This window comes from Mycobacterium paraseoulense, assembly GCF_010731655.1.
Taxonomy (GTDB): Bacteria; Actinomycetota; Actinomycetes; order Mycobacteriales; family Mycobacteriaceae; genus Mycobacterium; species Mycobacterium paraseoulense.
On record NZ_AP022619.1, the window covers coordinates 2,090,115 to 2,110,821 of the forward strand.

Here is a 20,707-nt window from a genome sequence, read left to right on the forward strand (position 1 = left end):
CCTGAACCCAACCGTCAGCCGGCGGCCGGTGAATGCGGGATCACGCCCCCGCTGCGCGGCATTTCGAAGTGGGGTTCGGCTTCGCCGTCCCACCGCTTCCATTCGGTCCACTGATTGGGGTCCGCGACCGGGGCGTCGGCCGCCGCGTCGACGGTGTCGGCTCCCGTTTCCGGCTTCGGCGCCCAGTGGTCGTAGTCGTCCGGCGGCACGGCCACGCCCCAATTGAGCGGAACCGACAGGCCGCCGAGCATCCCCGACTCACCCCGAACCGCCGACACCGAGTCATCTGGTAGCGGCGGACCAAGAGGCAAAAGCATGTTGCCCCCTTCCACAGCCGATTTCGGACGCTGTGGCCGAACCCAATAACACCAAGCAGGCATATCGTAAGCCAAACTCACGACAAATACCCGAAAAACATCGATTTGCTTTTGGTAAGCGTATGCCCGGCCCAGCAGGGCGTACGCGAATGGCGGTGGTCCGGCCTCAGCCGCCCTTGGTCCGCGGCACCACCTTGGGCCGCGACTGCACCACGTGGGGGTTCTCCCCGCCGCGGCGCCCCCTCCGGTCGGTCTTGTCCGGCTCGGTGCCCCGATCGTCCATCGCCATGGCCATGGCCGATGTCGATCCGGCGGGTGAGGACGACGCGGAGGGCGATCCCCCGGCCGCGATCGGGGTGGGTAGCTGGGTGCCCAACGCCGGCACCGCGAGACTCGTCAGCACTGCCGGCACCGGCATCGACCCCTGCCAGGTCGGCGGCACCGTAATCGCCCCCACGAACCGCGCGGTGCCCAACCCCGCCGTGGCCACGCCCAGCCCGCCCATCGACTGCAGCCCATGGGCTCCCCCCGCGGGGCCGAGTGGAGCCTCCGCAGCCACGGTGGTGACGCCGCCAGCCGTCGCCGGCCCGGCGCTGTGGGCCAGCACCATCATCGGCGACATCAGCGCGCTCGCCGGATACATCCCGATCGGCGCGAGCGCGGTCATCGTCGTCACCGGCATCGACGACAGCAACGACGTCACCGACGAGAGGCCGGGGAAGAACGCCCCCAGCACCGACTGCAGCTCGGAAACGAACGAGGCCCCCAGCGACGAGAACGCTCCGAAAGCCTGGGAGGCCAGGTCCAGCGGCGCCGTCACCAGGCCCGCCAGTCCACCCAGGGCCACCGGCGGGGCGCTGAACGCCGGCAACGTCGCCGCCACCGTCTGCGCCCCGACGTGATAGCCCACCATCGCGGCCACGTCCTGGGCCCACATCTCCATGTACTCGATTTCGGTCATCGCGATCGCCGGGGTGTTCTGACCGAAGAAGTTCGTCGCGATCAGCATGAGCAACCGGAGGCGGTTGGCGATCACCTCCGGGGTGGGCACCGTCGCCATGAACGCCGCCTCGTAGGCCGTCGCCGCCGCCGTCGCCTGGGCGGCCGCCATCTCGGCCTGCCCGGCCGCCGAGATCAGCCACTGCAGATACGGCGTCGACGCCGCCACCATCGCCGCCGACGAGGGACCCATCCACGGACCGGCGGCCACTCCCGTCACAACTGACTCAAACGACGCGGCAGCGGCCGCCAAGTCCGCGGCCAGCGCCTCCCAGGCCGAGGCCGCCGACAACAATGAGCCGGGCCCGGCGCCGCCATACATCAGGGCAGAGTTGATCTCGGGGGGGAAGAAAAGAAAAGCTGGAATCATCACATCCCCAACCCACCGACCGAGTCAACGGCACCTACACCCACACGAACCGACACCACCCCCGGCGACTAGACACGTGAGGAACACTCGCCTTGAGCCTAAGCCAATGGGCTACCCGAGAACGGTTTTTTACTAAACGTTTAATTACGTGGCGCCGGGGTGTCCGGGCCGGTCAACCAGGCAAAGTCGGGACGCGGGCGGGGCCCGTGCCGGTCCCGGTCAGCAACCCTTGAGCCGCGCGGCGAGATAGTCGGCCACGGCATTCATCGCGACCCGCTCCTGCGTCATGTCGTCGCGGTTGCGCACCGTGACGGCGTTGTCTTCGAGTGAATCGAAATCCACCGTCACGCAGAACGGCGTTCCCACCTCGTCCTGGCGCCGGTAGCGCCGGCCGATCGCGCCGGCGTCGTCGAAATCGATGTTCCAGCAGGTGCGCAACTCGGCGGCCAGGTCGCGAGCCTTGGGACTCAAGTCGGCGTGCCGGGACAGCGGCAGCACGGCGGCCTTGACCGGAGCCAACCTCGGGTCCAGCCGCAGCAGCGTGCGCTTCTCCATCACGCCCTTGGCGTTGGGGGCCTGGTCCTCGGTGTAGGCATCGATCAGAAACGCCATGAACGACCGGGTGAGACCGGCTGCGGGTTCGATGACGTACGGCGTGTACCGGCTATCGGTGACTTGGTCGTAGTACGACAGGTCGGCACCGGAATGCTTTGCGTGGGTGGACAAGTCGAAATCGGTCCGGTTGGCGACGCCTTCCAGCTCGCCCCACGGGTTGCCGGCGAAGCCGAACTTGTACTCGATGTCGACCGTGCGGTCGGAGTAGTGCGAAAGCTTCTCGGCCGGGTGCTCGAACAACCGCAGATTCTGCGGTTCGATACCCAGCTCGACATACCATTGCAGCCGGGTGTCAATCCAATACTGGTGCCATTCCTTCGCGGTCGACGGTTCGACGAAGAACTCCATTTCCATTTGCTCGAACTCGCGCGTCCGGAAAATGAAGTTGCCCGGCGTGATTTCGTTGCGAAAACTCTTGCCGATCTGGCCGATACCGAACGGCGGCTTCTTGCGCGCGGTGGTCACCACGTTGGCGAAGTTGACGAAGATGCCCTGCGCGGTCTCGGGCCGCAGATAGTGCAGGCCCTCCTCGGTCTCGATCGGCCCGAGGTAGGTCTTGAGCATCATGTTGAACTCGCGCGGTTCCGTCCACTGTCCCTTGGTGCCGCAATCGGGGCAGACGATCTCGGTCATCGGCACCGAGTCGGGGTCGTCGATCCCCTTCTTGGCCGCGTAGGCCTCCTGCATGTGGTCCTGACGATGCCGGTGGTGGCAGTTCAGGCACTCGACCAGGGGGTCGTGGAACACCTCGACGTGGCCGGACGCCACCCAGACCTGCCGCGGCAGGATGATCGACGAATCGATTCCGACGACGTCGTCGCGCCCGGTGACCACCGAGCGCCACCACTGCCTCTTGATGTTCTCCTTGAGCTCCACCCCCAGCGGGCCGTAGTCCCACGCCGACCGGGTGCCGCCGTAAATCTCCCCCGAAGGAAAGACGAAGCCGCGCCGTTTGGCCAGGTTGACTACGGTGTCGATGACGGACGCCACGGGGTGGTGCACTCCCTTTCCGGGTTCGAACGGGCGCGTGCGGCGGTCGACCGCCGTGCGCAGAGCATCAGTCATGGTAGCGATCGGCGCCGCGGTCTTTGACATGCGTCATCATGCATGTGACAGTGGAAGTCTGCCGCTCGCGATACCTCCCGGCGGGTTCCCCCACTACCTGGCACTTCTCGAGGTGATGACTCTCTCCCATGGCGATGCTCCCCTCTCCGCCGATAGCGACACGGGATCGGCCGTGAGCGTCGTTGCCCACGAGCACGACGAGTCGGCGTCCGGCGGGCACCGGGCGGTGGCGGATTACCCCATCCCGCCGCCGCGGGAAATTCTCGACGCGGCGGGCGAGCTGCTGCGCGCGCTGGCCGCTCCCGTGCGGATCGCCATCGTGCTGCAGCTGCGCGAATCCCACCGCTGCGTACACGAGCTGGTCGACGCGCTCGGCGTGCCCCAGCCACTGGTCAGCCAGCACCTGAAGATTCTCAAGGCGGCCGGCGTCGTCGCCGGGGAGCGCTCCGGTCGCGAGGTGCTGTACCGGCTCGTCGACCATCACCTGGCGCACATCGTCGTGGACGCCGTCGCCCACGCGAGCGAGGACGCGCCGCAATGACCGGCGCGAGCGTGCGCTCGACCCGTCAGCGGGCGGCGATCTCCACCCTGATGGACACCCTCGACGACTTCCGCTCGGCGCAGGAGTTGCACGACGAGCTGCGCCGCCGCGGCGAGAACATCGGGCTGACCACCGTCTACCGCACGCTGCAGTCGATGGCGGCGGCGGGGATGGTCGACACGCTGCGCACCGACACGGGCGAGTCGGTCTACCGCAGATGCTCCGAACACCACCATCACCATCTGGTCTGCCGGGGCTGCGGTTCCACCATCGAAGTGGGCGACCACGAGGTCGAGGAGTGGGCGGCGCAAGTCGCGGCCAAGCACGGCTATTCCGACGTCAGCCACACCATCGAGATCTTCGGCACGTGTGCACAGTGCGGGTCCTAGGTTGACCCGAGCCCGCCGACCGCGGCGCGGCGAAAAAAAGTTCTGAAAAAAGTGTCCGACACGCGCCCGGCGCGTGCTCCTACCCCTGAGTGGCCCACGGGCCGATACCAGCAGGAACTCTAGGGAAGTGAGAGCAACATGCGGAACCACCGATCGCCCCATCTGCGGCCCGTACGCACAGACGAGGCTCCGTCACTGCAATTTCGCACCATCCATGGCTACCGGCGTGCGTTCCGGGTCGCCGGGTCGGGCCCGGCCCTGCTGCTGATCCACGGCGTCGGCGACAAGTCCACGGCATGGGAACCTGTCCACGCCAAACTTGCGCGCCGGTTCACCGTCATCGCGCCCGATCTGCTGGGCCACGGGGAGTCGGAGAAACCACGTGCCGACTACTCGTTGGCGGCCTTCGCGAACGGCATGCGCGACCTGCTTGCCGCGCTTGACATTGACCGTGTCACCGTGGTCGGGCATTCGTTCGGTGGCGGTGTCGCAATGCAATTCGCCTATCAGTACCCCCAGCTGGTAGAGCGCATCGTGCTGGTCAGCAGCGGCGGCGTGGCGCAGGAGGTCAGCGTGGCGCTGCGGTTGGCGGCGATGCCGTTGGGCAGCGAGACCTTGGCGATGCTGCGCATGCCGGGTGTGATGCCGGCGATCCGACTCTTCGGGCGGGCCATGGCTAACGTGCTGGGCCCCAACAACCTCGGGCACGACGTCGCCGATGTGGTGAATCTGCTCGAGGGCTTCCAGGACGCGCGCGCATTGTCGGCGTTCGCGCGCACCTTGCGTTCGGTAGTGGACAGGCGCGGCCAATTCGTCACGATGCTGGACCGAAGCTATCTCGCGCAACCCATTCCGGTGCAGGTGATCTGGGGCGAAGACGACTTCGTCATCCCGGTAGACCATGCCCGGATAGCCCACGAGGCGATGCCCGGGTCACGCTTAGAGATCTTCGAAAACTCCGGGCACATGCCGTTCAAAGACAACCCCGATCGCTTCGTCGAAGTCATCGAGCGGTTCGTCGACGCGACGCGGCCGGCTCAGCACGACCAAGACCTCTTACGCTCGTTGCTGCAGACCCGCGCCGGGGAAGACGGCCGGGGATCGGTAGCCGTCGCGCCGACCGAAGCGGCGGTGTCCTAAAGCCCTAACCCGTGAGCGCGCTCCGGATACCGGCACCGGTATCCAGCACCAGCAGAATCAGCGTGCGCAGGGCGTCGTCGGTGAGGCCGCCGCCGGGAAAGTTATAGCGCAGCATCACGTCGGCGCTTTTGGCCGTGCCCTTGCCCGAATTACGTTGCACAGCCTTCTCGTTGATCTTCTCGACGAGCGTGACGCTGCCGAAGTTGCTGTCGCGGGCCTGCCTGGCGACCTGGTCGCCGATCTTCTTGGTCAGCGGCAGGTCCCAGGCCACGACCTGGGTGAGCGACACCAGGTCGAGGTCGTCGGCGATGTTCACCACCCGCAACGACGCGATGGTCCCGCCGTGGCGCACCGTCAGCGCGCCGTCGGGCTCCTCCTGAACCGGGAGGACTTCGCCGAGGACCGACGCCAGGCGTTCCTGCAGTGAGGGCATTCAGGCGCTCCCGAATCTTCTGTTGCGGGAAGCGTATTCCTCGCAGGCCGCCCATAGGTCGCGGCGGTCGTAGTCGGGCCATAATTTGTCCTGGAAGATGTATTCGGCGTACGCGGCCTGCCACAGCATGAAATTGCTGGACCGCTGCTCCCCCGAGCTTCGCAGGAAAAGATCCACGTCGGGGATGTCGGGCCGCTGCAGGTGCTGGGCCACCGTCGCCTCGGTGATGCGCTCCGGGTTCAGCCGGCCGGCGGCGGCCAGGCGCGCAATTTCCTTTGTGGCCTCGGCGATTTCGGCGCGGCCCCCGTAGTTGACGCAGTAGTTCACGGTGATGACGTCGTTGTCCTTCGTCATCTCCTCCGCGATCGCCAATTCATTGATCACGCTGCGCCACAGGCGTGGACGCGACCCCACCCAGCGGATCTTGACCCCTATCGTCCTGAGGTTCACGCGGCGCATGCGCACCACATCGCGGTTGAAGCCCATCAGGAAGCGGACTTCCTCCGGGGATCGCTTCCAATTCTCGGTGGAGAAGGCATAGAGGCTGAGCCACTTGATCCCGATTTCGATAGCACCACAGACGATGTCGATGACCACCGCCTCACCCGCTTTGTGGCCGTCGGTACGGGTCAGCCCTCGTTGGGTGGCCCACCGGCCGTTGCCGTCCATCACGATCGCCACATGGTTGGGCAATCGATCGGCCGGGATCCGGGGTGCGGCGGCTTTCGAGACGTGCTGTGGCGGCCGGCACGGCCCACCGTCCGCCGACGGCGGCAGTTCGGGAAAGACGACCGGCCACGTCGTCCGCTCGGGGAAGACCGGATAGTCGTCGGGGGCGGGCGGTAGCTGCGGGAAGACGGCGGACGCCCCCCTCCTCTCAGCCTTGCTAGCCACAGTCCTGCTCGACAAGCGTTGCGCGTCGTTCGGCGATGGTGCGGTCGGCGTGATACGTCCGTTCCACCAGTGGCAACGTTTTGAGCTGCCGTTCCAGATGCCACTGCAGGTGGGCGGCCACCAGCCCGCTGACGTAGCTGCGGTGCGATTGCGGGGCCTTGTCGGCGAACTCCCAATCGCCGTCGTGCAGCGCCGACATCAGATCCAGCACGCCCGGCGGCGGTGTCGTCGAACCGGCCGGACGGCAGTGTGTGCAGACGCTGCCCCCGGCGCCGACGTGAAACGCGCGGTGCGGCCCGGGTGTGGCGCACCGGGCGCACTCGGTCAGCGCCGGCGCCCATCCGGCGATGCCCATGGCGCGCAGCAGGTAGGCGTCCAGCAGCAGGTCCCGGGACCGGCGGCCGTCGGCCACCGCCCGCAGTGCGCTCACCGTGAGCCGGTGCAGGTCCGGGGCGGGGGCCCGCTCCTCACCGGCGAGGCGTTCGGCGGTTTCCAGCATCGCGCATCCACAGGTATAGCGGCCGTAGTCGCTGACGATGTCGGTGGCGAACGCGTCGATCGAGACGACCTGGGTGACGATGTCGAGGTTGCGGCCGGGATGCAGTTGCGCGTCGATGTGCGCGAACGGCTCCAGCCGCGCCCCGAATTTGCTGCGGGTGCGGCGAACACCCTTTGCCACCGCCCGAACCAGCCCGTGATCGCGGGTGAGCAGGGTGACGATCCGGTCGGCCTCGCCGAGCTTGTGCTGGCGCAACACCACCGCCCGGTCTCGATACAGCCGCATCACAATAGTTTTGCACCCCGCCGCGACAATGCTGGTATCCGCGCCGGTTAGTCTCGTACCCCGTGATTGGCGCTTCCGAGTCGAGTACCGGGTCCGTTTCCGGATCCGGCGGCCAGCGTCTGCCCACCCTGACTGACCTGCTGTATCAGCTGGCGAGTCGCTCGGTGACCTCCGTCACACTGGTGCGGCGCTCCCTGCATGCCATCCACGCGAGCCAGCCGACGTTGAACGCCTTCCGCGTGGTGCTCACCGAGTCGGCGCTGGCCGCCGCGGCGGCCGCCGATCGCCGGCGGCAGGCCGGCGACACGGCGCCGTTGCTGGGCATCCCGATCGCGGTCAAGGACGACGTCGACATCGCCGGGGTGCCGACCGCATTCGGCACCGAGGGATATGTCGCGCCCGCCACCCACGACGCCGAGGTGGTTCGCCGCCTGAAGGCCGCGGGCGCGGTGATCGTGGGCAAGACCAATACCTGCGAACTGGGCCAGTGGCCGTTCACCAGCGGACCCGGATTCGGGCATACCCGCAACCCCTGGTCGCGCCGGCACACCCCGGGCGGCTCGTCCGGGGGCAGCGCGGCCGCGGTGGCCGCGGGACTGGTCACCGCCGCGATCGGCTCCGACGGCGCCGGCAGCGTCCGCATCCCCGCCGCGTGGACGCACCTGGTGGGTATCAAGCCGCAGCGTGGCCGCATCTCCACCTGGCCACTGCCCGAGGCGTTCAACGGCATCACGGTCAACGGCGTGCTGGCCCGGACGGTGGCCGACGCGGCACTGGTGCTCGACGCCGCGTCGGGCAACGTCGAGGGCGACCGGCACAAGCCGCCCCCGATCACCGCGTCCGACTATGTCGGTATCGCGCCCGGCCCGCTGAATATCGCGCTGTCAACCCGGTTCCCGTACACCGGTTTTCGGCCCAAGCTGCATCCTGAGATCCTGGCCGCGACGCGAGCCGTGGCCAGACAGCTCGAGCTGCTCGGGCACACCGTCGTGCCGGGCAACCCCGACTACGGCCTGCGGCTGTCGTGGGACTTCCTCGCCCGGTCCACCGCCGGGCTGCGGGATTGGGAGGAGCGTCTGGGCGACGGGGTGATCCTGGACCCCCGCACGTTGTCGAACCTGCGCGTGGGTCACGTCCTGGGTCAGGCGATCCTGCGCACGGCGCGGCGGCACGAAGCCGCCGCCCAGCGGCGGGTGGGTTCGATCTTCGACATCGTCGATGTCGTCCTGGCTCCGACCACCGCCCAACCGCCACCGCTGGCGCGCGCCTTCGACCGGTTGAGCGGCTTCGGCACCGATCGCGCGATGGTCGCCGCCTGCCCGGCCACCTTCGCATGGAACGTGCTGGGCTGGCCGTCGATCAACGTGCCGGCCGGGTTCACCTCCGAGGGGCTGCCGATCGGTGTGCAGTTGATGGGGCCCGCAAACAGCGAGGGCATGCTGATCTCGCTGGCCGCCGAACTGGAGGCCGTGTGCGGGTGGTCGACCAAGCAGCCGACGATGTGGTGGAACGCCGAGACGGGCACGCCGCCGGTGGCCGGCGCCACGCCGTCACGGTGAAGCCCCAAGCGGCACAGCGCGGAATGTTGACTTCGCTTGCGGCTTCGGGTTTGCCAATCGCCGTGCAGCACCGCGTGGCGCGTTAAAAGCCCAGCCGACCAAGCTGTTTGGGGTCGCTTTGCCAGTTCTTGGCCACCTTGACGCGCAGCTCGAGGTAGACCTTGGTGCCCAGCAGCTTCTCGATCTGCCCGCGAGCCGCGGTCCCGACTTCCCGCAGTCGGGCGCCGCCTTTGCCGATGACGATGCCTTTCTGGCTGTCCCGCTCGACGTAGAGGATGGCGTGCACATCGATCAGGTCGTCGCGGTCCTCCCTCGGGTTGACCTCGTCGATGACCACCGCCAGTGAATGCGGCAGCTCGTCGCGGACGCCCTCGAGGGCTGCCTCGCGGATGAGCTCGGCCATCAGCGTCTCTTCGGGTTCGTCGGTCAGTTCGCCGTCGGGGTAGTACGCCGGGCCCTCCGGCAGCGCCGCCACGAGCACGTCGATCAGAACGTCCACCTGCTCGCCGGTGGTTGCCGACACCGGGACGATTTCGGCCGAACTGCCAACGAGGTCGCTGACGGCGACCAGCTGGGCGGCCACCCGGTCCCTCGGGACCTTGTCGATCTTGGTGACGATGGCCACCAGCGTCGTTTTCGGTGCGGTCGAACGGATCTGGTCCACGATCCACCTGTCGCCGGGACCGATCGCCTCGTCGGCCGGGATGCACAAGCCGATCACGTCCACCTCGCCGTAGGTGTCGCGGACCAAGTCGTTGAGGCGCTTGCCCAGCAGGGTGCGCGGCCGATGCAGGCCGGGTGTGTCGACGAGGATGATCTGGAAGTTGTCCCGGTGCACGATCCCGCGAATGGTGTGCCGGGTGGTCTGGGGCCGCGTCGAGGTGATCGCCACCTTGGTGCCCACCAGGGCGTTGGTCAGCGTCGACTTGCCGGTGTTCGGCCGGCCGACCAGACAGACGAAGCCGGAACGGAATTCGGTCATGCCCCGGCGTCCCGGCGCTCAGCCATGCTCTTCGGCCTCACGGTCGCCGGAGCCGTTGGACTCGGGCTCGGCCGGGCTCAGCAGGACGGTGCCGACCCGTACCCGCCCCCGATGGTCGGTGCCGCCCTCGGCTTGCAGGCGCAGGCCGTGTGAGACCACCTCGGCACCGGGCAGCGGAACCCGGCCCAATTCCAGCGCGAGCAGACCGCCGACGGTATCGACGTCGAGATCGTCGTCGAATTCCACGTCGTACAGCTCACCGAGGTCTTCGATCGGCAGCCGCGCCGAAACGCGAAAACGCTTGTCGCCCAAGTCTTCGATCGGCGCCGTCTCCGCCTGGTCGTACTCGTCGGCGATCTCGCCGACGATTTCCTCCAGCACGTCCTCGATGCTGACCAGGCCGGCTATCGCGCCGTACTCGTCGACCAAGAGTGCCATGTGGTTGCGATCGCGCTGCATTTCGCGCAGCAGCGTGTCCAGGGGCTTGGAGTCCGGCACGAACACGGCCGGGCGCATCACCTGCGCGACCGTGATGCCCCGACCCCGGTCACCCGAAAGAAAGCTCTGCTGCACAAGGTCTTTGAGGTACACGACCCCGACGATGTCGTCGACGTTCTCGCCGATCACCGGGAGCCGGGAATGCCCGCTGCGGACCGCGAGGTTCAACGCCTGACTGGCAAGCTTGTCGCTTTCGATCCAGATCATCTCGGTGCGCGGCACCATCACCTCGCGGGCCGGGGTGTCGCCGAGTTCGAAGACCGACTCGATCATCCGGCGTTCGTCGGCGGCGACCACGCCGCGCTGCTGGGCCAGGTCGACGACCTCGCGGAGTTCGATCTCGGATGCGAACGGCCCGTTGCGCAAGCCGCGGCCGGGCGTGAGCGCGTTACCCAGGACCACCAGCAACCGGCTGAGCGGCATCAGCAACCACGAAATGAGCCGCAGCGGAACGGCCGTCGCCAACGAGATGGAATACGCATGCTGGCGGCCCAGGGTGCGCGGGCCGACCCCGATGACGACGAAGCTCATCACCACCATGGTCGCCGCAGCGCCGAACAACGCCCAATTCAGGCCGAAGTTGTCGTAGAGGAACAGCACCAGCAGCACGGTCGCGGTGATCTCGCAGGTGATCCGCAGCAGCACGACCAGGTTGATGTAGCGCGGCCGCTCGGCCATCACCTCGGCCAGCGACACGGCGCCGGGCCGCTCCTCGCGCACCAGTTCCTGGACCCGGGCCAGCGACACCGTGCTGATGGCGGCGTCGATAGCCGCGAACATCCCGCCGATGGCGATCAGCGCCAGCGCGCCGAGCAGCCAGGACAGGCCGGTCAATTGCCGGAAGACCTTGACGTGGTGACGGGCTCCCCTACGTCGTCGTCACTCCGCTTCCGGTTGAGAGCCCAGGCGGTGAGGCCCACGACCACCCCCAACGCCCCGTAGCCCAGGGCCGAGGGCCACCAGGGCTGGGCGGGTTGAGTGGGCTCCTCGTGCGGGCGAACACCCAGCACCACCAGGAAGTTGCCGTCGTCGGTCGGGCCCACACCCGGCAGCGACTGAGTCTTGGTCACCCTGATTTGGGCGCTGGCGCTGCTGGAGTCGTTGATCTGACCCCAGGCCAGGGTGGAGTCGTCCAGCAGGAAGATCGTGTCCCGGCTGCCGGCCGGTTGGCTGTTGTCCATGCCCACCACCGAGACCTGGCCGACTTCCACGGTCTGGTTGGCGGCGGGGACGGCGACCAAGACGTTCTGATACACCTTCGGCGGTTCCGGCTGCCGGTAGTCCGGGGGTGGGGGGCCGTTGAAGCCGACGGGCGGCACCGAGCCCCCGCCATAGAAGCTGCCCGACGCCACCCAGCCGTCGCCGACAGCGGTGAACGGGACCACGCCGACGGTGGCGGCATCGAGCAAGATGCGGGTACCGGCCGGCAGGTATGCCTCCCGGTCGGCACCGTTGTAGGAGTAGTGGAACGTCATCGCCTGATTCAGCGGGTTGTACAGGGCCGGACGGCGATAGGCGTCGTCGTAGTCGACGTAGTCCCAGTGCCGCGGCCGGATCAGCCGCTGGTTGTCGACCTTGAGGACGTCAACGTTCTCCCGGTGGGTGCTGACGACGTTCTGCACCCGCTGGTTGAAGTCGATCTGCTGCGGCGGCTTCGGCGGGTCGGCGGGATTGACGCGCATCGGCGGTGCGGCCTTGGCCGCCGCGACGGCCGGCGGCGGGACGTCCAGCCCCCGTGGCGGTGCCACCACCGAGACATTTCTGGACGCGTCGGGGCCCGCCGCATTGATCGTCGGAACCGTGTTGGCGGGCGGCAGATTCGGCGGGATGACCGGCGGCGCGTGCACCGGCTCCGTGTTGGGCGGCTCGTACGGGGGGAGCGCCGGAAGCTGCACCGGCGCCTCGCTCGGCGACGGCTGAGCCCGGCGGGGCGGCGCGGACTGGGAGCACACGTTGGAGGTGTGATACTGCGCCACCAGATATTGACACCACTGGCAGCTGGTGGGGTTCGATCCCGCGCCGGCGCACGGAGCCGCCTCGGCCACCCCGATCGTGCCGGCCACCACCGAAAACGGTGCCAACGCTACGGCGGCTGCGGCCGCGATCCCCGCGAGTTGAAGTCGGCTCAATTGTCGAAATACCTCGACTTGTCCAGCAACCGGCGATCCCGCTCCAGTTGACGGTCCTGCCGGTAGGCCTCGACCTGCTCGGCCACCCACTCCTCGAGCAACCGGCCCTGAAGGGCGAACATCTCTTTTTCCTCGTCCGGCTCGCCGTGGTCGTAGCCCAGCAGATGGAGCACGCCGTGGATGGTCAGCAACGCCAACTCGTGCCCCAGGCTGTGGCCCGCCGCGTCGGCCTGCCCGGCCGCGAATTCCGGGCACAACACGATGTCGCCCAGCATCGACGGTCCCGGCTCCGGGGCGTCGGGCCGTCCACCCGGCTCGAGCTCGTCCATCGGGAAACTCATCACGTCCGTCGGCCCGGGCAGGTCCATCCAGCGCATGTGCAGGTCGGCCATCGCCGCGGTGTCCAGCAGCACCATCGACAGTTCGGCCGCCGGGTTGACGTCCATCTTGGCGATGACGAACCGGGCGACGCTGATCAACTCCGCCTCGGAGACGTCGACGCCCGACTCGTTGGATACCTCAATGCTCATATGATGCTCGCCGCACTCGATCACCGGCGCCCGCGGGAGCCCGACGCCCGCCGGGCCGCCCGGTTCATCGCCAGCCCGGGCTCTTCGAATTTCGCGTAGGCGTCGACGATTTCGGAGACCAGCCGGTGGCGCACCACGTCCACACTGGTCAGCTCCGCGATATGGATGTCCTCGACGCTGTCCAGGATCTCGATCGCCGACCGCAGGCCCGACCTGGCGCCGCCGGGAAGATCGACCTGCGTGATGTCCCCGGTGATGACCATCTTCGACCCGAAGCCCAGCCGGGTGAGGAACATCTTCATCTGCTCGGCCGTGGTGTTCTGCGCCTCGTCGAGCACGATGAAAGCCGAATTCAGCGTGCGGCCACGCATATACGCCAGCGGCGCCACCTCGATGACCCCGGCCGACATCAGCTTCGGGATCAGCTCGGGATCCATCATGTCGTACAGCGCGTCATACAGCGGCCGCAGGTACGGGTCGATCTTCTCGCTCAGTGTGCCCGGCAAAAAGCCAAGGCGCTCACCGGCTTCCACCGCCGGGCGGGTCAGGATGATGCGGTTGACCTGCTTGGTCTGCAGCGCGCTGACCGCTTTGGCCATCGCCAGATAGGTCTTGCCGGTGCCGGCCGGACCGACCCCGAAGACGATGGTGTTGGCGTCGATCGCGTCGACGTAACGCTTCTGGTTGAGCGTCTTGGGCCGGATCGTCTTGCCGCGCCGCGACAGGATGTCCAGGGTGAGCACTTCGGCCGGCGACTCGTTGTCGGTGCCGGCCAGCATGGCGACGCTGTGGCGAACCACCTCCGGCGTCAGCGGCTGACCGTTGGCGACGATCGCGACCAGCTCGGTGATCGCCCGCTCGGCCAGCGCGACGTCGGCCGACTCACCCGAGACCGTCACGGCGTTGCCACGCACGTGCAGGTCGGCGTTCAGGCTGCGTTCCAACGCGCGGAGGTTTTCGTCTGCCGAGCCCAACAAGCCGACGACGACATCGGGCGGAACATCGATGCTGCTGCGTACCTGGGCGGCGTTGGCCTGGAGGCCTCCGGCTGCGTCAACAGCGCTGGTCTCGCGGGGCGTCACGTGGCTCTCGATGCCTGCTTTCTCGGCTTGTCGGTGGTTTGCTCGGCTGCCTCAGTCTACGCCCGGGCCCCACGTTGGTCAGCTTTCAGCCGCGGATTTACAGGCTCGAAGCCTCGTCCCATCGCGGGGTGAGCACCCCGAGCGCCCCCAGGGCCACCGCCGCGGCGGTCGACGTGCGCAGCACCTGGGGGCCCAGCCGCACCGGTGTCGCCCCGGCCTGGGTCAGCGCGGCGATCTCGTCGGGCGCGATGCCGCCTTCGGGACCCACGACCAGCAGCAACGCGTTCGCGTGCGCCACGTCGATGCCGGTCAGCGGGCCGGTCGCCGACTCGTGCAACGCCAGCACCACCGCCCCGGCGGCCACCTCGTCGCGGATCCGCTGGGCCAGCTGCGCGGTGGACAGCACGCCGTCGACGGGCGGGATGTGCGCCCGCCGGGATTGCCGGGCCGCCGAACGGGCGACGGCACGCCACCGGCGCAGGCCCTTGTCCGCGCGGGCGCCCTGCCAACTCGCCACGCACCGGGCCGCCTGCCAGGCCAGGAACGCGTCGGCGCCGGCCTCGGTGGCCAGCTCGACGGCCAACTCCGAGCGGTCGGACTTCGGCAGCGCCTGGACCACGGTTACCGCCGGCCGGGCGGGCGCGACGCTCCAGCGCTTCAGCACCCGGGCCCGCAGGCCGTCGCGACCGGCGTGCTCGACCTCGCAGTGCGCCAGGCCGCCGGCCCCGTCGCCGAGGGCCAGTTGTTCGCCGGGACGGATCCGGCGGACGGTGGCGGCGTGGAACCCCTCGTCACCCTCGAGGACGGCCAGCGAGCCGACATCGGGCAGCGCGTCGACGTAGAACAGCGTCGCCACCATGTGCGGGGCCCCGGCGACTCAGCGACCGGTGAAGGTTTCGCGCAGCCGGCTGAACAGCCCACCGCCCCCGTGCGTGGAGCGGACCTCGGGCACGTCGCGGCTGCGGCGGGTCTTCAGCTCGCGCAGCAGTTCGGTGTCGTGGTGGTCCAGCCGGGTGGGCACCACCACCTCGACGTGGACGTGCAGATCACCCCGGGTGCCCGAGCGTAGGTGCGGCATCCCGTGGCCACGCAGCGCGATGACCGAATTCGGTTGCGTGCCGGGCGGAATGGCGACCTCGCTGATGCCGTCCAGGATGGCGTCGATGGTGATGGTGGCGCCCAGAGCCGCGTCGACCATGGGCACCGACACCGTGCAGTGCAGGTCGTCACCTTCGCGCACGAAGACGTCGTGCGGCTGCTCGTGCACCTCGACGTACAGGTCGCCGGCCGGCCCACCCCCGGGCCCGACCTCGCCCTGGGCGGCGAGCCGCACCCGCATGCCGTCGCCGACCCCGGCGGGGATCTTGACGCTGATCTCACGGCGGGCCCGCACCCGGCCGTCACCCATGCACTGATGGCAGGGGTCGGGGATGACGACACCGACGCCGCGGCAGGTGGGACAGGGCCGCGAGGTCATCACCTGGCCCAGCAGCGAGCGCTGCACCGTCTGTACCTCGCCGCGGCCGCCGCACGTGTCGCACGGGACCGGCACCGAATCACCGTTGGTGCCCTTGCCCTGGCAGCGATCACAGAGCACCGCGGTGTCGACGGTGACCTGCTTGGTCACCCCGGTCGCGCACTCTTCGAGGTCCAGACGCATCCGCAGCAGCGAGTCCGAGCCGGGCCGCACCCGTCCCATGGGGCCGCGGGAGGCCGCGCCGCCGCTGAAGCCGCCGCCGAAGAACGCCTCGAACACGTCGCCCAGGCCGCCGAAACCGCCGCCGAAGCCGCCGCCCGCCGCGGCGTTCTCCAACGGATCACCACCCAGGTCGACGATGCGCCGTTTCTCGGGGTCGCTCAGCACCTCGTAGGCGACGCTGATCTCCTTGAACTTCGCCTGTGCGGCCTCATCCGGGTTGACGTCGGGATGCAACTCGCGCGCCAACTTGCGGTACGCGCGCTTGATCTCCGCGTCGCCGGCGTTTCTGCTCACGCCGAGCAGCCCGTAATAGTCGCGTGCCACGCCTGACTCTCCTAAACCTGGTCCTTATCCCGCGCCTGCGCATGCTGCGGGTGCGCGTTCATCGAGCACCCAGGACTTCGCCGATATAAAGGGCAACCGCGGCGACGCTGGCAATAGTTCCCGGATAGTCCATCCGGGTGGGCCCCAGCACACCCATCCCACCGAAGACGGTGTCGGAGGTGCCGTAGGCGGTGGTCACCATCGAGGTCCCCGCCATTTCCTCGGCGGCGGTCTCATGGCCGATTCGCACCGTCACCTTACCGGCTTCCTGCTGGGCGGCCAGCAACCGCAGCACCACCACCTGCTCCTCGAGCGCTTCCAGGATGGAGCGCAGCGAGCCGCCGAAATCGGCGGCGTTGCGCGTGAGGTTGGCGGTGCCGCCCATCAGCAAGCGTTCTTCGGTGTGTTCCACCAGCGACTCCAGCAGCACCGTCGCCGACCGGCCGACGGCGTCGCCCAGGCCGTCCGGGGCGCGGAGCTGTCCGGCCAGGTCGGCCACCGCGATCGAGGCCGCCGAGAGCTTCTTGCCGACCAACGCCTGGCCGAGCATCTCGCGCAGCTGAGACAGCTGGTGATCGTCGATGACGTCGCCCAGTTCGACGACGCGCTGATCCACGCGGCCGGTGTCGGTGATGACCACCATCAGCAGCCGGGCCGGGGTCAGGGCGATCACTTCGAGGTGGCGCACGGTGGACGACGTCAGCGTCGGGTACTGCACCACGGCCACCTGGCGGGTCAGCTGGGCCAGCAGCCGCACCGCCCGGCGCAGCACGTCGTCGAGGTCGACGCCGGACTCGAGGAAGCTCAGGATCGCGCTCCGCTCGGCCGACGACAACGGCTTGACGTCGTGCAGCCGGTCGACGAACTCGCGGTAGCCCTTCTCCGTGGGGACGCGCCCGGAGCTGGTGTGCGGCTGGGTGATGTAGCCCTCGGCCTCCAGCACCGCCATGTCGTTGCGGACCGTCGCGGACGAGACGCCCAAGTTGTGACGCTCCACCAGGCTCTTGGAACCGATAGATTCCTTGGTGGCAACGAAATCGGCGACGATGGCCCGCAGCACCTCGAAGCGACGCTCGTCGGCACTTCCCACTCGTTGTCACCTCCCTGCACCGCGTTGACCGGTCCATTTTACGGGTCTCGAGTCGTGCTAAGCGTTACCAGCGGCGGCCGTCGGGGCGGTCCGTCGGCGGCGCCCCCGCGATTCGGGCGGCATCGACGCCGCCGACGCGTCTTCGGGCTAGCCTGTCCAGCATGAACCGGTCCGGTCCTGGCATCGCGTCGCGGAAGATCGGCCCATGATCTTCAAGGGCGTGCGCGACGGCAAGCCGTATCCCGAGCACGGGCTGTCCTACCGGGACTGGTCCCAGATTCCGCCGCAACAGATCCGGCTCGACGAGCTGGTCACCACCACGACGGTGCTCGCGCTGGACCGCCTGCTTTCGGAGGACTCGACCTTCTACGGCGACCTGTTCCCGCACGCGGTGCGGTGGAAGGGCGTCACCTATCTCGAGGACGGCCTGCACCGGGCGGTCCGGGCGGCGCTGCGGAATCGCACCGTGCTGCATGCCCGGGTGTTCGACATGGACATGGCGCCGGGGGCGCCCCGGTAACCGGTCACGTTTGCGCGCCGGCGGGTGTCGACTGGGTGAGGACGTTAGTTCACACCGCAACCTGCTAGGGAGGATCACCATGTCCCGGTTGCCAGGGGTCTCCGACCGCGACGCCGGCCTGGGGGCCAAGATCGCCTTCTTCTTCACCAAGCGCAAGCTGGCGCAGATGACCGGTCTGCAGACGGCCGGGATGCTGGAGCCGCTGCGGATGTACGCGCACATCCCCCGGCTGCTCAGCGCATACGGGCGGCTCGAGCAGGCCGAATCGAAGCTGGACATCCTCAGCCCCCGGCACCGCGCGCTCGCGGAGCTGAAATCGGCGACGACGGTGCGCTGCGAGTACTGCATCGACCTCGGTTCACAGATCGCCCGCCAGTGGGGCATCACCGACGAGGAACTGCTCGCCCTGTCGGACTATCGAAACGCCGCGTGCTTCTCCGACGTCGACAAGCTGATCCTCGAATACGCCACCGCGATCAGCCGGACCCCCGTCGAGGTCAGCGACGAGCTTTTCGACGCGTTGCGCGCGCATTTCGACACCGCCCAGCTCGTCGGGCTCACCCACGTCATCACGCTGGGCAATCTGCGCGCGCGCTTCAACCTGGCGCTCGGGATCGGCTCGTCCGGCTTCTCCGGCAACCGGGTCTGCGCCATCCCCGATACCGCCGGTGGCGCGTGAGGGTGGACGCGTCCGTCGCGGCGCGTTTCGAGGCGGCGCGACCGCAGCTGGGCGCCATCGCCTACCGCATGCTGGGCTCGATCGACGACGCCCAGGACGCCGTGCAGGAAGCGTGGCTGCGGCTGAGCGGCACCGGTAGCGACGGTATCGCCAACCTGGACGCGTGGCTGACCACCGTGGTGGCCCGCATCTCGTTGAACATGCTGCGCGACCGCCGCACGCGCGGCCGGACCGTGGCCCTGCCGGATCCGATCGTGGAGGCCGAGGACGAGTTCGACCCCGAACACCGGGCGATGCTGGCCGACTCGGTCGGGCTGGCGTTGTTCGTGGTGCTGGACACGCTGCCGCCGGAGCAGCGCCTGGCGTTTGTCCTGCACGACGTGTTCGCCGTGCCGTTCGATCAGATCGCGCCCATCGTCGGCCGGACGCCGGAGGCGACCCGCAAGCTGGCCAGCCGCGCACGCCGGCGCATCGAAGAGGCCGACCCGGCTCCCGACGGTGACATGGTCGCCCAGCGGGAGGCGGTGGACGCCTTCTTCGCGGCGGGCCGAAGCGGCGACTTCGACCGCCTGGTAGCGGTGCTCCACCCCGACGTGGTGTTGCGCGGCGACTTCGGGCCCGGCACCACAGGTTTCCGCACCGAGGGCGCGTCCGCCGTGGCGAAGCTGGCCCGCGGCTACGCGGGCCCGGATCGCCAGGTGCGCGCCGCGACCGTCAACGGCGCGGCGGGGGCGGTGATCTTTGCCGCCGGCCGCGCGACAGCGATCATGGGCTTCGTCGTGCGCGACGGCCTGATCGCCTCGATCGACGTGCTGGCCGACCCCGTACGCGTCGCTCGCGCCGCCCGATCAGGCCCGCGCGAGCCGCGCGCCGATCACTGACCGGCGGCCTGCAGCAGCTCCATCGCCGACGCCCGCGACAGCACCCAGCCGCCCTGGTTGACGAACGTGACACTCTGGGTCACCGGCGACGTGAGCTTCGGACCGGAGACCGCGACGTCGGCGGTCGCCGAACCGGCCGCGGCCGGCTGGATGTTCGTGACGTCGAACGACAGGGGCAGGTCACCGTTCTTGGCCGCCTTCTGCAGCTTCTTGTCGGCGACGTGCGCCTCGATCCCGCTGATGCCACCCTGCACCAGGTTGCTCTTGCTGGAGAAGGAGACGCTCGGGTCGGCCAGGCTGTTCAGCACACCGGTCAGCTGGTCGGCGGTCGGGACGTCGGCGGCCAGGGCCGGGTCCTGCGGCAACGGCGCGCCGAACGCGGCGAGCCGCACCTGATCCGCGGGCGCCGCGGTGGAGGCAACGCCGGCGGCGGCGCCTCCGATGACGGCGAAGGCCGCTGCGCTGGTGGCGAGCAACTTAACGGTTTTCATGGTTCCCCCTTCGACGGGCACGAATCTGAACGGATCCACACATCTGGCGTGGTCTCAGCGCGCCCTGTACTGCTGTTGTTTCGCATTGCGGCACGGCTACGTTACGACCGGGCCATATGAAGACAACATGCACAACCTGTGCGCAGACTGTGTGGCCGCCCAGAATACCGGGTGCCTAGTTCGTCGCCGTCGCGGCCTGGATCAGGGCGATCGCGGCGTCGTGCTGCAGGATCCAGTTGCCCCCCTGGTTGACGAACACCAGGTGCTTTTGCACCGGCCCGGCAAACCTCGGACCCGAGATGGCCACGTCGGCCTGGGCCATGTTCGGGCCGGCCGGCGCGATGTTCGTCACGGCGAAGGTCTCCGGAAAGTTCCCGTTGCGGTAAGCCTTTCGCAGGTCGTGGTCGGCGACGTGGCCCTCGTCGGGGCTGATGCCGTTCTCGACGAGATTGTTCTTGGTCGTGTACGAGACGCCGGGATCGGTGGCCTGGTTGCACAGGGTCACCAGCTGCTCGGCGGTCGGCAGGGCTCCCGGGGCCGGCGGCGGTGGTGGCGGGTCCTGCGGTAACGGCGCGCCGAGCGCGGCCAGCTGCACCTGGTCCATCGGTGCCGCGACGAAAACGCCACCGGCGGCTCCCCCTACGACGGCGAACGCCGCCACGCCGGTGGCAAGAGTTTTCACGGTCTTCATGGCTT

The 20,707-nt window shown here is 68.6% G+C and carries 23 protein-coding genes; 7 read left to right on the forward strand and 16 right to left on the reverse strand.

Going from position 1 to position 20,707, the window contains the following annotated elements; genetic code table 11:
- Positions 1 to 14: 14 nt before the first annotated feature.
- From G6N51_RS09635 to G6N51_RS09645, 3 genes are all read right to left on the reverse strand, one after another.
- Positions 15 to 317 (reverse strand): hypothetical protein, encoded by a 303-nt coding sequence (locus G6N51_RS09635; protein ID WP_232078306.1) that lies wholly within the window; start codon positions 315 to 317, stop codon positions 15 to 17.
- A 166-nt stretch (positions 318 to 483) separates the two neighbouring features.
- The gene (locus tag G6N51_RS09640; protein WP_083169194.1) at positions 484 to 1,686 is read right to left on the reverse strand and encodes a PPE family protein; all 1,203 of its coding nucleotides are present in this window, start codon (positions 1,684 to 1,686) and stop codon (positions 484 to 486) included.
- A 219-nt stretch (positions 1,687 to 1,905) separates the two neighbouring features.
- Positions 1,906 to 3,303: a glycine--tRNA ligase gene (locus tag G6N51_RS09645; protein WP_083169273.1), complete on the reverse strand. Its 1,398-nt coding sequence runs from the start codon at positions 3,301 to 3,303 to the stop codon at positions 1,906 to 1,908.
- A gap of 178 nt (positions 3,304 to 3,481) precedes the next feature.
- On the opposite strand from G6N51_RS09645, the gene G6N51_RS09650 reads away from it, so the two are divergent.
- From G6N51_RS09650 to G6N51_RS09660, 3 genes are all read left to right on the forward strand, one after another.
- Positions 3,482 to 3,907 (forward strand): ArsR/SmtB family transcription factor, encoded by a 426-nt coding sequence (locus G6N51_RS09650; RefSeq protein ID WP_083169271.1) that lies wholly within the window; start codon positions 3,482 to 3,484, stop codon positions 3,905 to 3,907.
- Positions 3,904 to 4,296, forward strand: coding sequence for a Fur family transcriptional regulator (locus tag G6N51_RS09655; RefSeq protein WP_083169192.1), 393 nt, complete (start codon positions 3,904 to 3,906; stop codon positions 4,294 to 4,296). Before G6N51_RS09650 ends, G6N51_RS09655 begins: the two co-directional genes overlap by 4 nt.
- 138 nt (positions 4,297 to 4,434) lie before the next feature.
- A complete protein-coding gene (locus G6N51_RS09660) occupies positions 4,435 to 5,436 on the forward strand; it encodes an alpha/beta fold hydrolase (protein ID WP_083169190.1) in 1,002 nt (333 codons plus the stop codon).
- A 4-nt stretch (positions 5,437 to 5,440) separates the two neighbouring features.
- On the opposite strand, the gene G6N51_RS09665 is transcribed toward G6N51_RS09660, so the two are convergent.
- From G6N51_RS09665 to recO, 3 genes are read right to left on the reverse strand one after another with little or no spacing between them, the layout of a single operon-like run.
- Positions 5,441 to 5,869 carry a hypothetical protein gene (locus G6N51_RS09665; protein ID WP_083169188.1) on the reverse strand — a complete coding sequence of 143 codons (429 nt, stop codon included), beginning with the start codon at positions 5,867 to 5,869 and terminating at the stop codon, positions 5,441 to 5,443.
- Positions 5,870 to 6,763: a decaprenyl diphosphate synthase gene (locus tag G6N51_RS09670; RefSeq protein ID WP_083169186.1), complete on the reverse strand. Its 894-nt coding sequence runs from the start codon at positions 6,761 to 6,763 to the stop codon at positions 5,870 to 5,872.
- Positions 6,756 to 7,547, reverse strand: a complete 792-nt coding sequence (gene recO / locus G6N51_RS09675) for a DNA repair protein RecO (RefSeq protein WP_083169184.1) — start codon at positions 7,545 to 7,547, stop codon at positions 6,756 to 6,758. The genes G6N51_RS09670 and recO overlap by 8 nt, the downstream gene beginning before the upstream one ends.
- 62 nt (positions 7,548 to 7,609) lie before the next feature.
- Here recO and G6N51_RS09680 point away from each other — a divergent pair, with 62 nt between their 5' ends.
- A complete protein-coding gene (locus G6N51_RS09680) occupies positions 7,610 to 9,106 on the forward strand; it encodes an amidase (protein WP_083169182.1) in 1,497 nt (498 codons plus the stop codon).
- 82 nt (positions 9,107 to 9,188) lie between these two features.
- Here G6N51_RS09680 and era read toward each other — a convergent pair whose 3' ends face one another.
- The 8 genes from era to hrcA all read right to left on the reverse strand — a co-directional run bounded on the left by era (position 9,189) and on the right by hrcA (position 17,440).
- The gene (era, locus tag G6N51_RS09685) at positions 9,189 to 10,088 is read right to left on the reverse strand and encodes a GTPase Era (protein WP_083169180.1); all 900 of its coding nucleotides are present in this window, start codon (positions 10,086 to 10,088) and stop codon (positions 9,189 to 9,191) included.
- An 18-nt stretch (positions 10,089 to 10,106) separates the two neighbouring features.
- A complete protein-coding gene (locus tag G6N51_RS09690; protein WP_083169178.1) occupies positions 10,107 to 11,420 on the reverse strand; it encodes a hemolysin family protein in 1,314 nt (437 codons plus the stop codon).
- Positions 11,417 to 12,715, reverse strand: coding sequence for a hypothetical protein (locus G6N51_RS09695; RefSeq protein ID WP_083169176.1), 1,299 nt, complete (start codon positions 12,713 to 12,715; stop codon positions 11,417 to 11,419). The genes G6N51_RS09690 and G6N51_RS09695 overlap by 4 nt, the downstream gene beginning before the upstream one ends.
- Positions 12,712 to 13,245, reverse strand: a complete 534-nt coding sequence (gene ybeY, locus G6N51_RS09700; protein ID WP_083169174.1) for an rRNA maturation RNase YbeY — start codon at positions 13,243 to 13,245, stop codon at positions 12,712 to 12,714. Before ybeY ends, G6N51_RS09695 begins: the two co-directional genes overlap by 4 nt.
- 20 nt (positions 13,246 to 13,265) lie before the next feature.
- On the reverse strand, positions 13,266 to 14,327 hold the full coding sequence (locus G6N51_RS09705) for a PhoH family protein (RefSeq protein WP_083169173.1): 1,062 nt from the start codon (positions 14,325 to 14,327) through the stop codon (positions 13,266 to 13,268).
- Positions 14,328 to 14,424: 97 nt separating this feature from the next.
- Positions 14,425 to 15,186 (reverse strand): 16S rRNA (uracil(1498)-N(3))-methyltransferase, encoded by a 762-nt coding sequence (locus G6N51_RS09710; protein WP_083169171.1) that lies wholly within the window; start codon positions 15,184 to 15,186, stop codon positions 14,425 to 14,427.
- An 18-nt stretch (positions 15,187 to 15,204) separates the two neighbouring features.
- Positions 15,205 to 16,350 carry a molecular chaperone DnaJ gene (dnaJ, locus tag G6N51_RS09715; RefSeq protein WP_083169169.1) on the reverse strand — a complete coding sequence of 382 codons (1,146 nt, stop codon included), beginning with the start codon at positions 16,348 to 16,350 and terminating at the stop codon, positions 15,205 to 15,207.
- Between the two features lie 58 nt (positions 16,351 to 16,408).
- Complete coding sequence (gene hrcA / locus G6N51_RS09720) at positions 16,409 to 17,440, reverse strand: heat-inducible transcriptional repressor HrcA (protein WP_083169167.1); 1,032 nt, start codon at positions 17,438 to 17,440, stop codon at positions 16,409 to 16,411.
- Between the two features lie 205 nt (positions 17,441 to 17,645).
- On the opposite strand from hrcA, the gene G6N51_RS09725 reads away from it, so the two are divergent.
- The 3 genes from G6N51_RS09725 to G6N51_RS09735 all read left to right on the forward strand — a co-directional run bounded on the left by G6N51_RS09725 (position 17,646) and on the right by G6N51_RS09735 (position 19,520).
- Positions 17,646 to 17,960 (forward strand): type II toxin-antitoxin system VapB family antitoxin, encoded by a 315-nt coding sequence (locus G6N51_RS09725; protein WP_083169165.1) that lies wholly within the window; start codon positions 17,646 to 17,648, stop codon positions 17,958 to 17,960.
- 79 nt (positions 17,961 to 18,039) lie between these two features.
- Entirely contained in the window at positions 18,040 to 18,639 is a 600-nt protein-coding gene (locus G6N51_RS09730) for a carboxymuconolactone decarboxylase family protein (protein ID WP_083169163.1), read from the forward strand.
- On the forward strand, positions 18,636 to 19,520 hold the full coding sequence (locus G6N51_RS09735; RefSeq protein ID WP_083169161.1) for a sigma-70 family RNA polymerase sigma factor: 885 nt from the start codon (positions 18,636 to 18,638) through the stop codon (positions 19,518 to 19,520). Before G6N51_RS09730 ends, G6N51_RS09735 begins: the two co-directional genes overlap by 4 nt.
- On the opposite strand, the gene G6N51_RS09740 is transcribed toward G6N51_RS09735, so the two are convergent.
- Positions 19,514 to 20,011, reverse strand: a complete 498-nt coding sequence (locus G6N51_RS09740) for a hypothetical protein (protein ID WP_083169160.1) — start codon at positions 20,009 to 20,011, stop codon at positions 19,514 to 19,516. The genes G6N51_RS09735 and G6N51_RS09740 overlap by 7 nt on opposite strands.
- Positions 20,012 to 20,186: 175 nt before the next feature.
- A complete protein-coding gene (locus tag G6N51_RS09745) occupies positions 20,187 to 20,702 on the reverse strand; it encodes a hypothetical protein (RefSeq protein WP_083169159.1) in 516 nt (171 codons plus the stop codon).
- Positions 20,703 to 20,707 lie beyond the last annotated feature (5 nt).

Excerpts from the sequence above, each read along its gene's own strand:
- G6N51_RS09635 (WP_232078306.1), bottom strand. The coding sequence starts at position 317 with ATGCTTTTGCCTCTTGGTCCGCCGCTACCAGATGACTCGGTGTCGGCG.
- G6N51_RS09640 (WP_083169194.1), bottom strand. The coding sequence starts at position 1,686 with ATGATTCCAGCTTTTCTTTTCTTCCCCCCCGAGATCAACTCTGCCCTG.
- G6N51_RS09650 (WP_083169271.1), top strand. The coding sequence starts at position 3,482 with ATGACTCTCTCCCATGGCGATGCTCCCCTCTCCGCCGATAGCGACACG.
- G6N51_RS09655 (WP_083169192.1), top strand. The coding sequence starts at position 3,904 with ATGACCGGCGCGAGCGTGCGCTCGACCCGTCAGCGGGCGGCGATCTCC.
- G6N51_RS09660 (WP_083169190.1), top strand. The coding sequence starts at position 4,435 with ATGCGGAACCACCGATCGCCCCATCTGCGGCCCGTACGCACAGACGAG.
- G6N51_RS09665 (WP_083169188.1), bottom strand. The coding sequence starts at position 5,869 with ATGCCCTCACTGCAGGAACGCCTGGCGTCGGTCCTCGGCGAAGTCCTC.
- recO (WP_083169184.1), bottom strand. The coding sequence starts at position 7,547 with ATGCGGCTGTATCGAGACCGGGCGGTGGTGTTGCGCCAGCACAAGCTC.
- era (WP_083169180.1), bottom strand. The coding sequence starts at position 10,088 with ATGACCGAATTCCGTTCCGGCTTCGTCTGTCTGGTCGGCCGGCCGAAC.
- ybeY (WP_083169174.1), bottom strand. The coding sequence starts at position 13,245 with ATGAGCATTGAGGTATCCAACGAGTCGGGCGTCGACGTCTCCGAGGCG.
- G6N51_RS09710 (WP_083169171.1), bottom strand. The coding sequence starts at position 15,186 with ATGGTGGCGACGCTGTTCTACGTCGACGCGCTGCCCGATGTCGGCTCG.
- G6N51_RS09725 (WP_083169165.1), top strand. The coding sequence starts at position 17,646 with ATGATCTTCAAGGGCGTGCGCGACGGCAAGCCGTATCCCGAGCACGGG.
- G6N51_RS09730 (WP_083169163.1), top strand. The coding sequence starts at position 18,040 with ATGTCCCGGTTGCCAGGGGTCTCCGACCGCGACGCCGGCCTGGGGGCC.
- G6N51_RS09740 (WP_083169160.1), bottom strand. The coding sequence starts at position 20,011 with ATGAAAACCGTTAAGTTGCTCGCCACCAGCGCAGCGGCCTTCGCCGTC.
- G6N51_RS09745 (WP_083169159.1), bottom strand. The coding sequence starts at position 20,702 with ATGAAGACCGTGAAAACTCTTGCCACCGGCGTGGCGGCGTTCGCCGTC.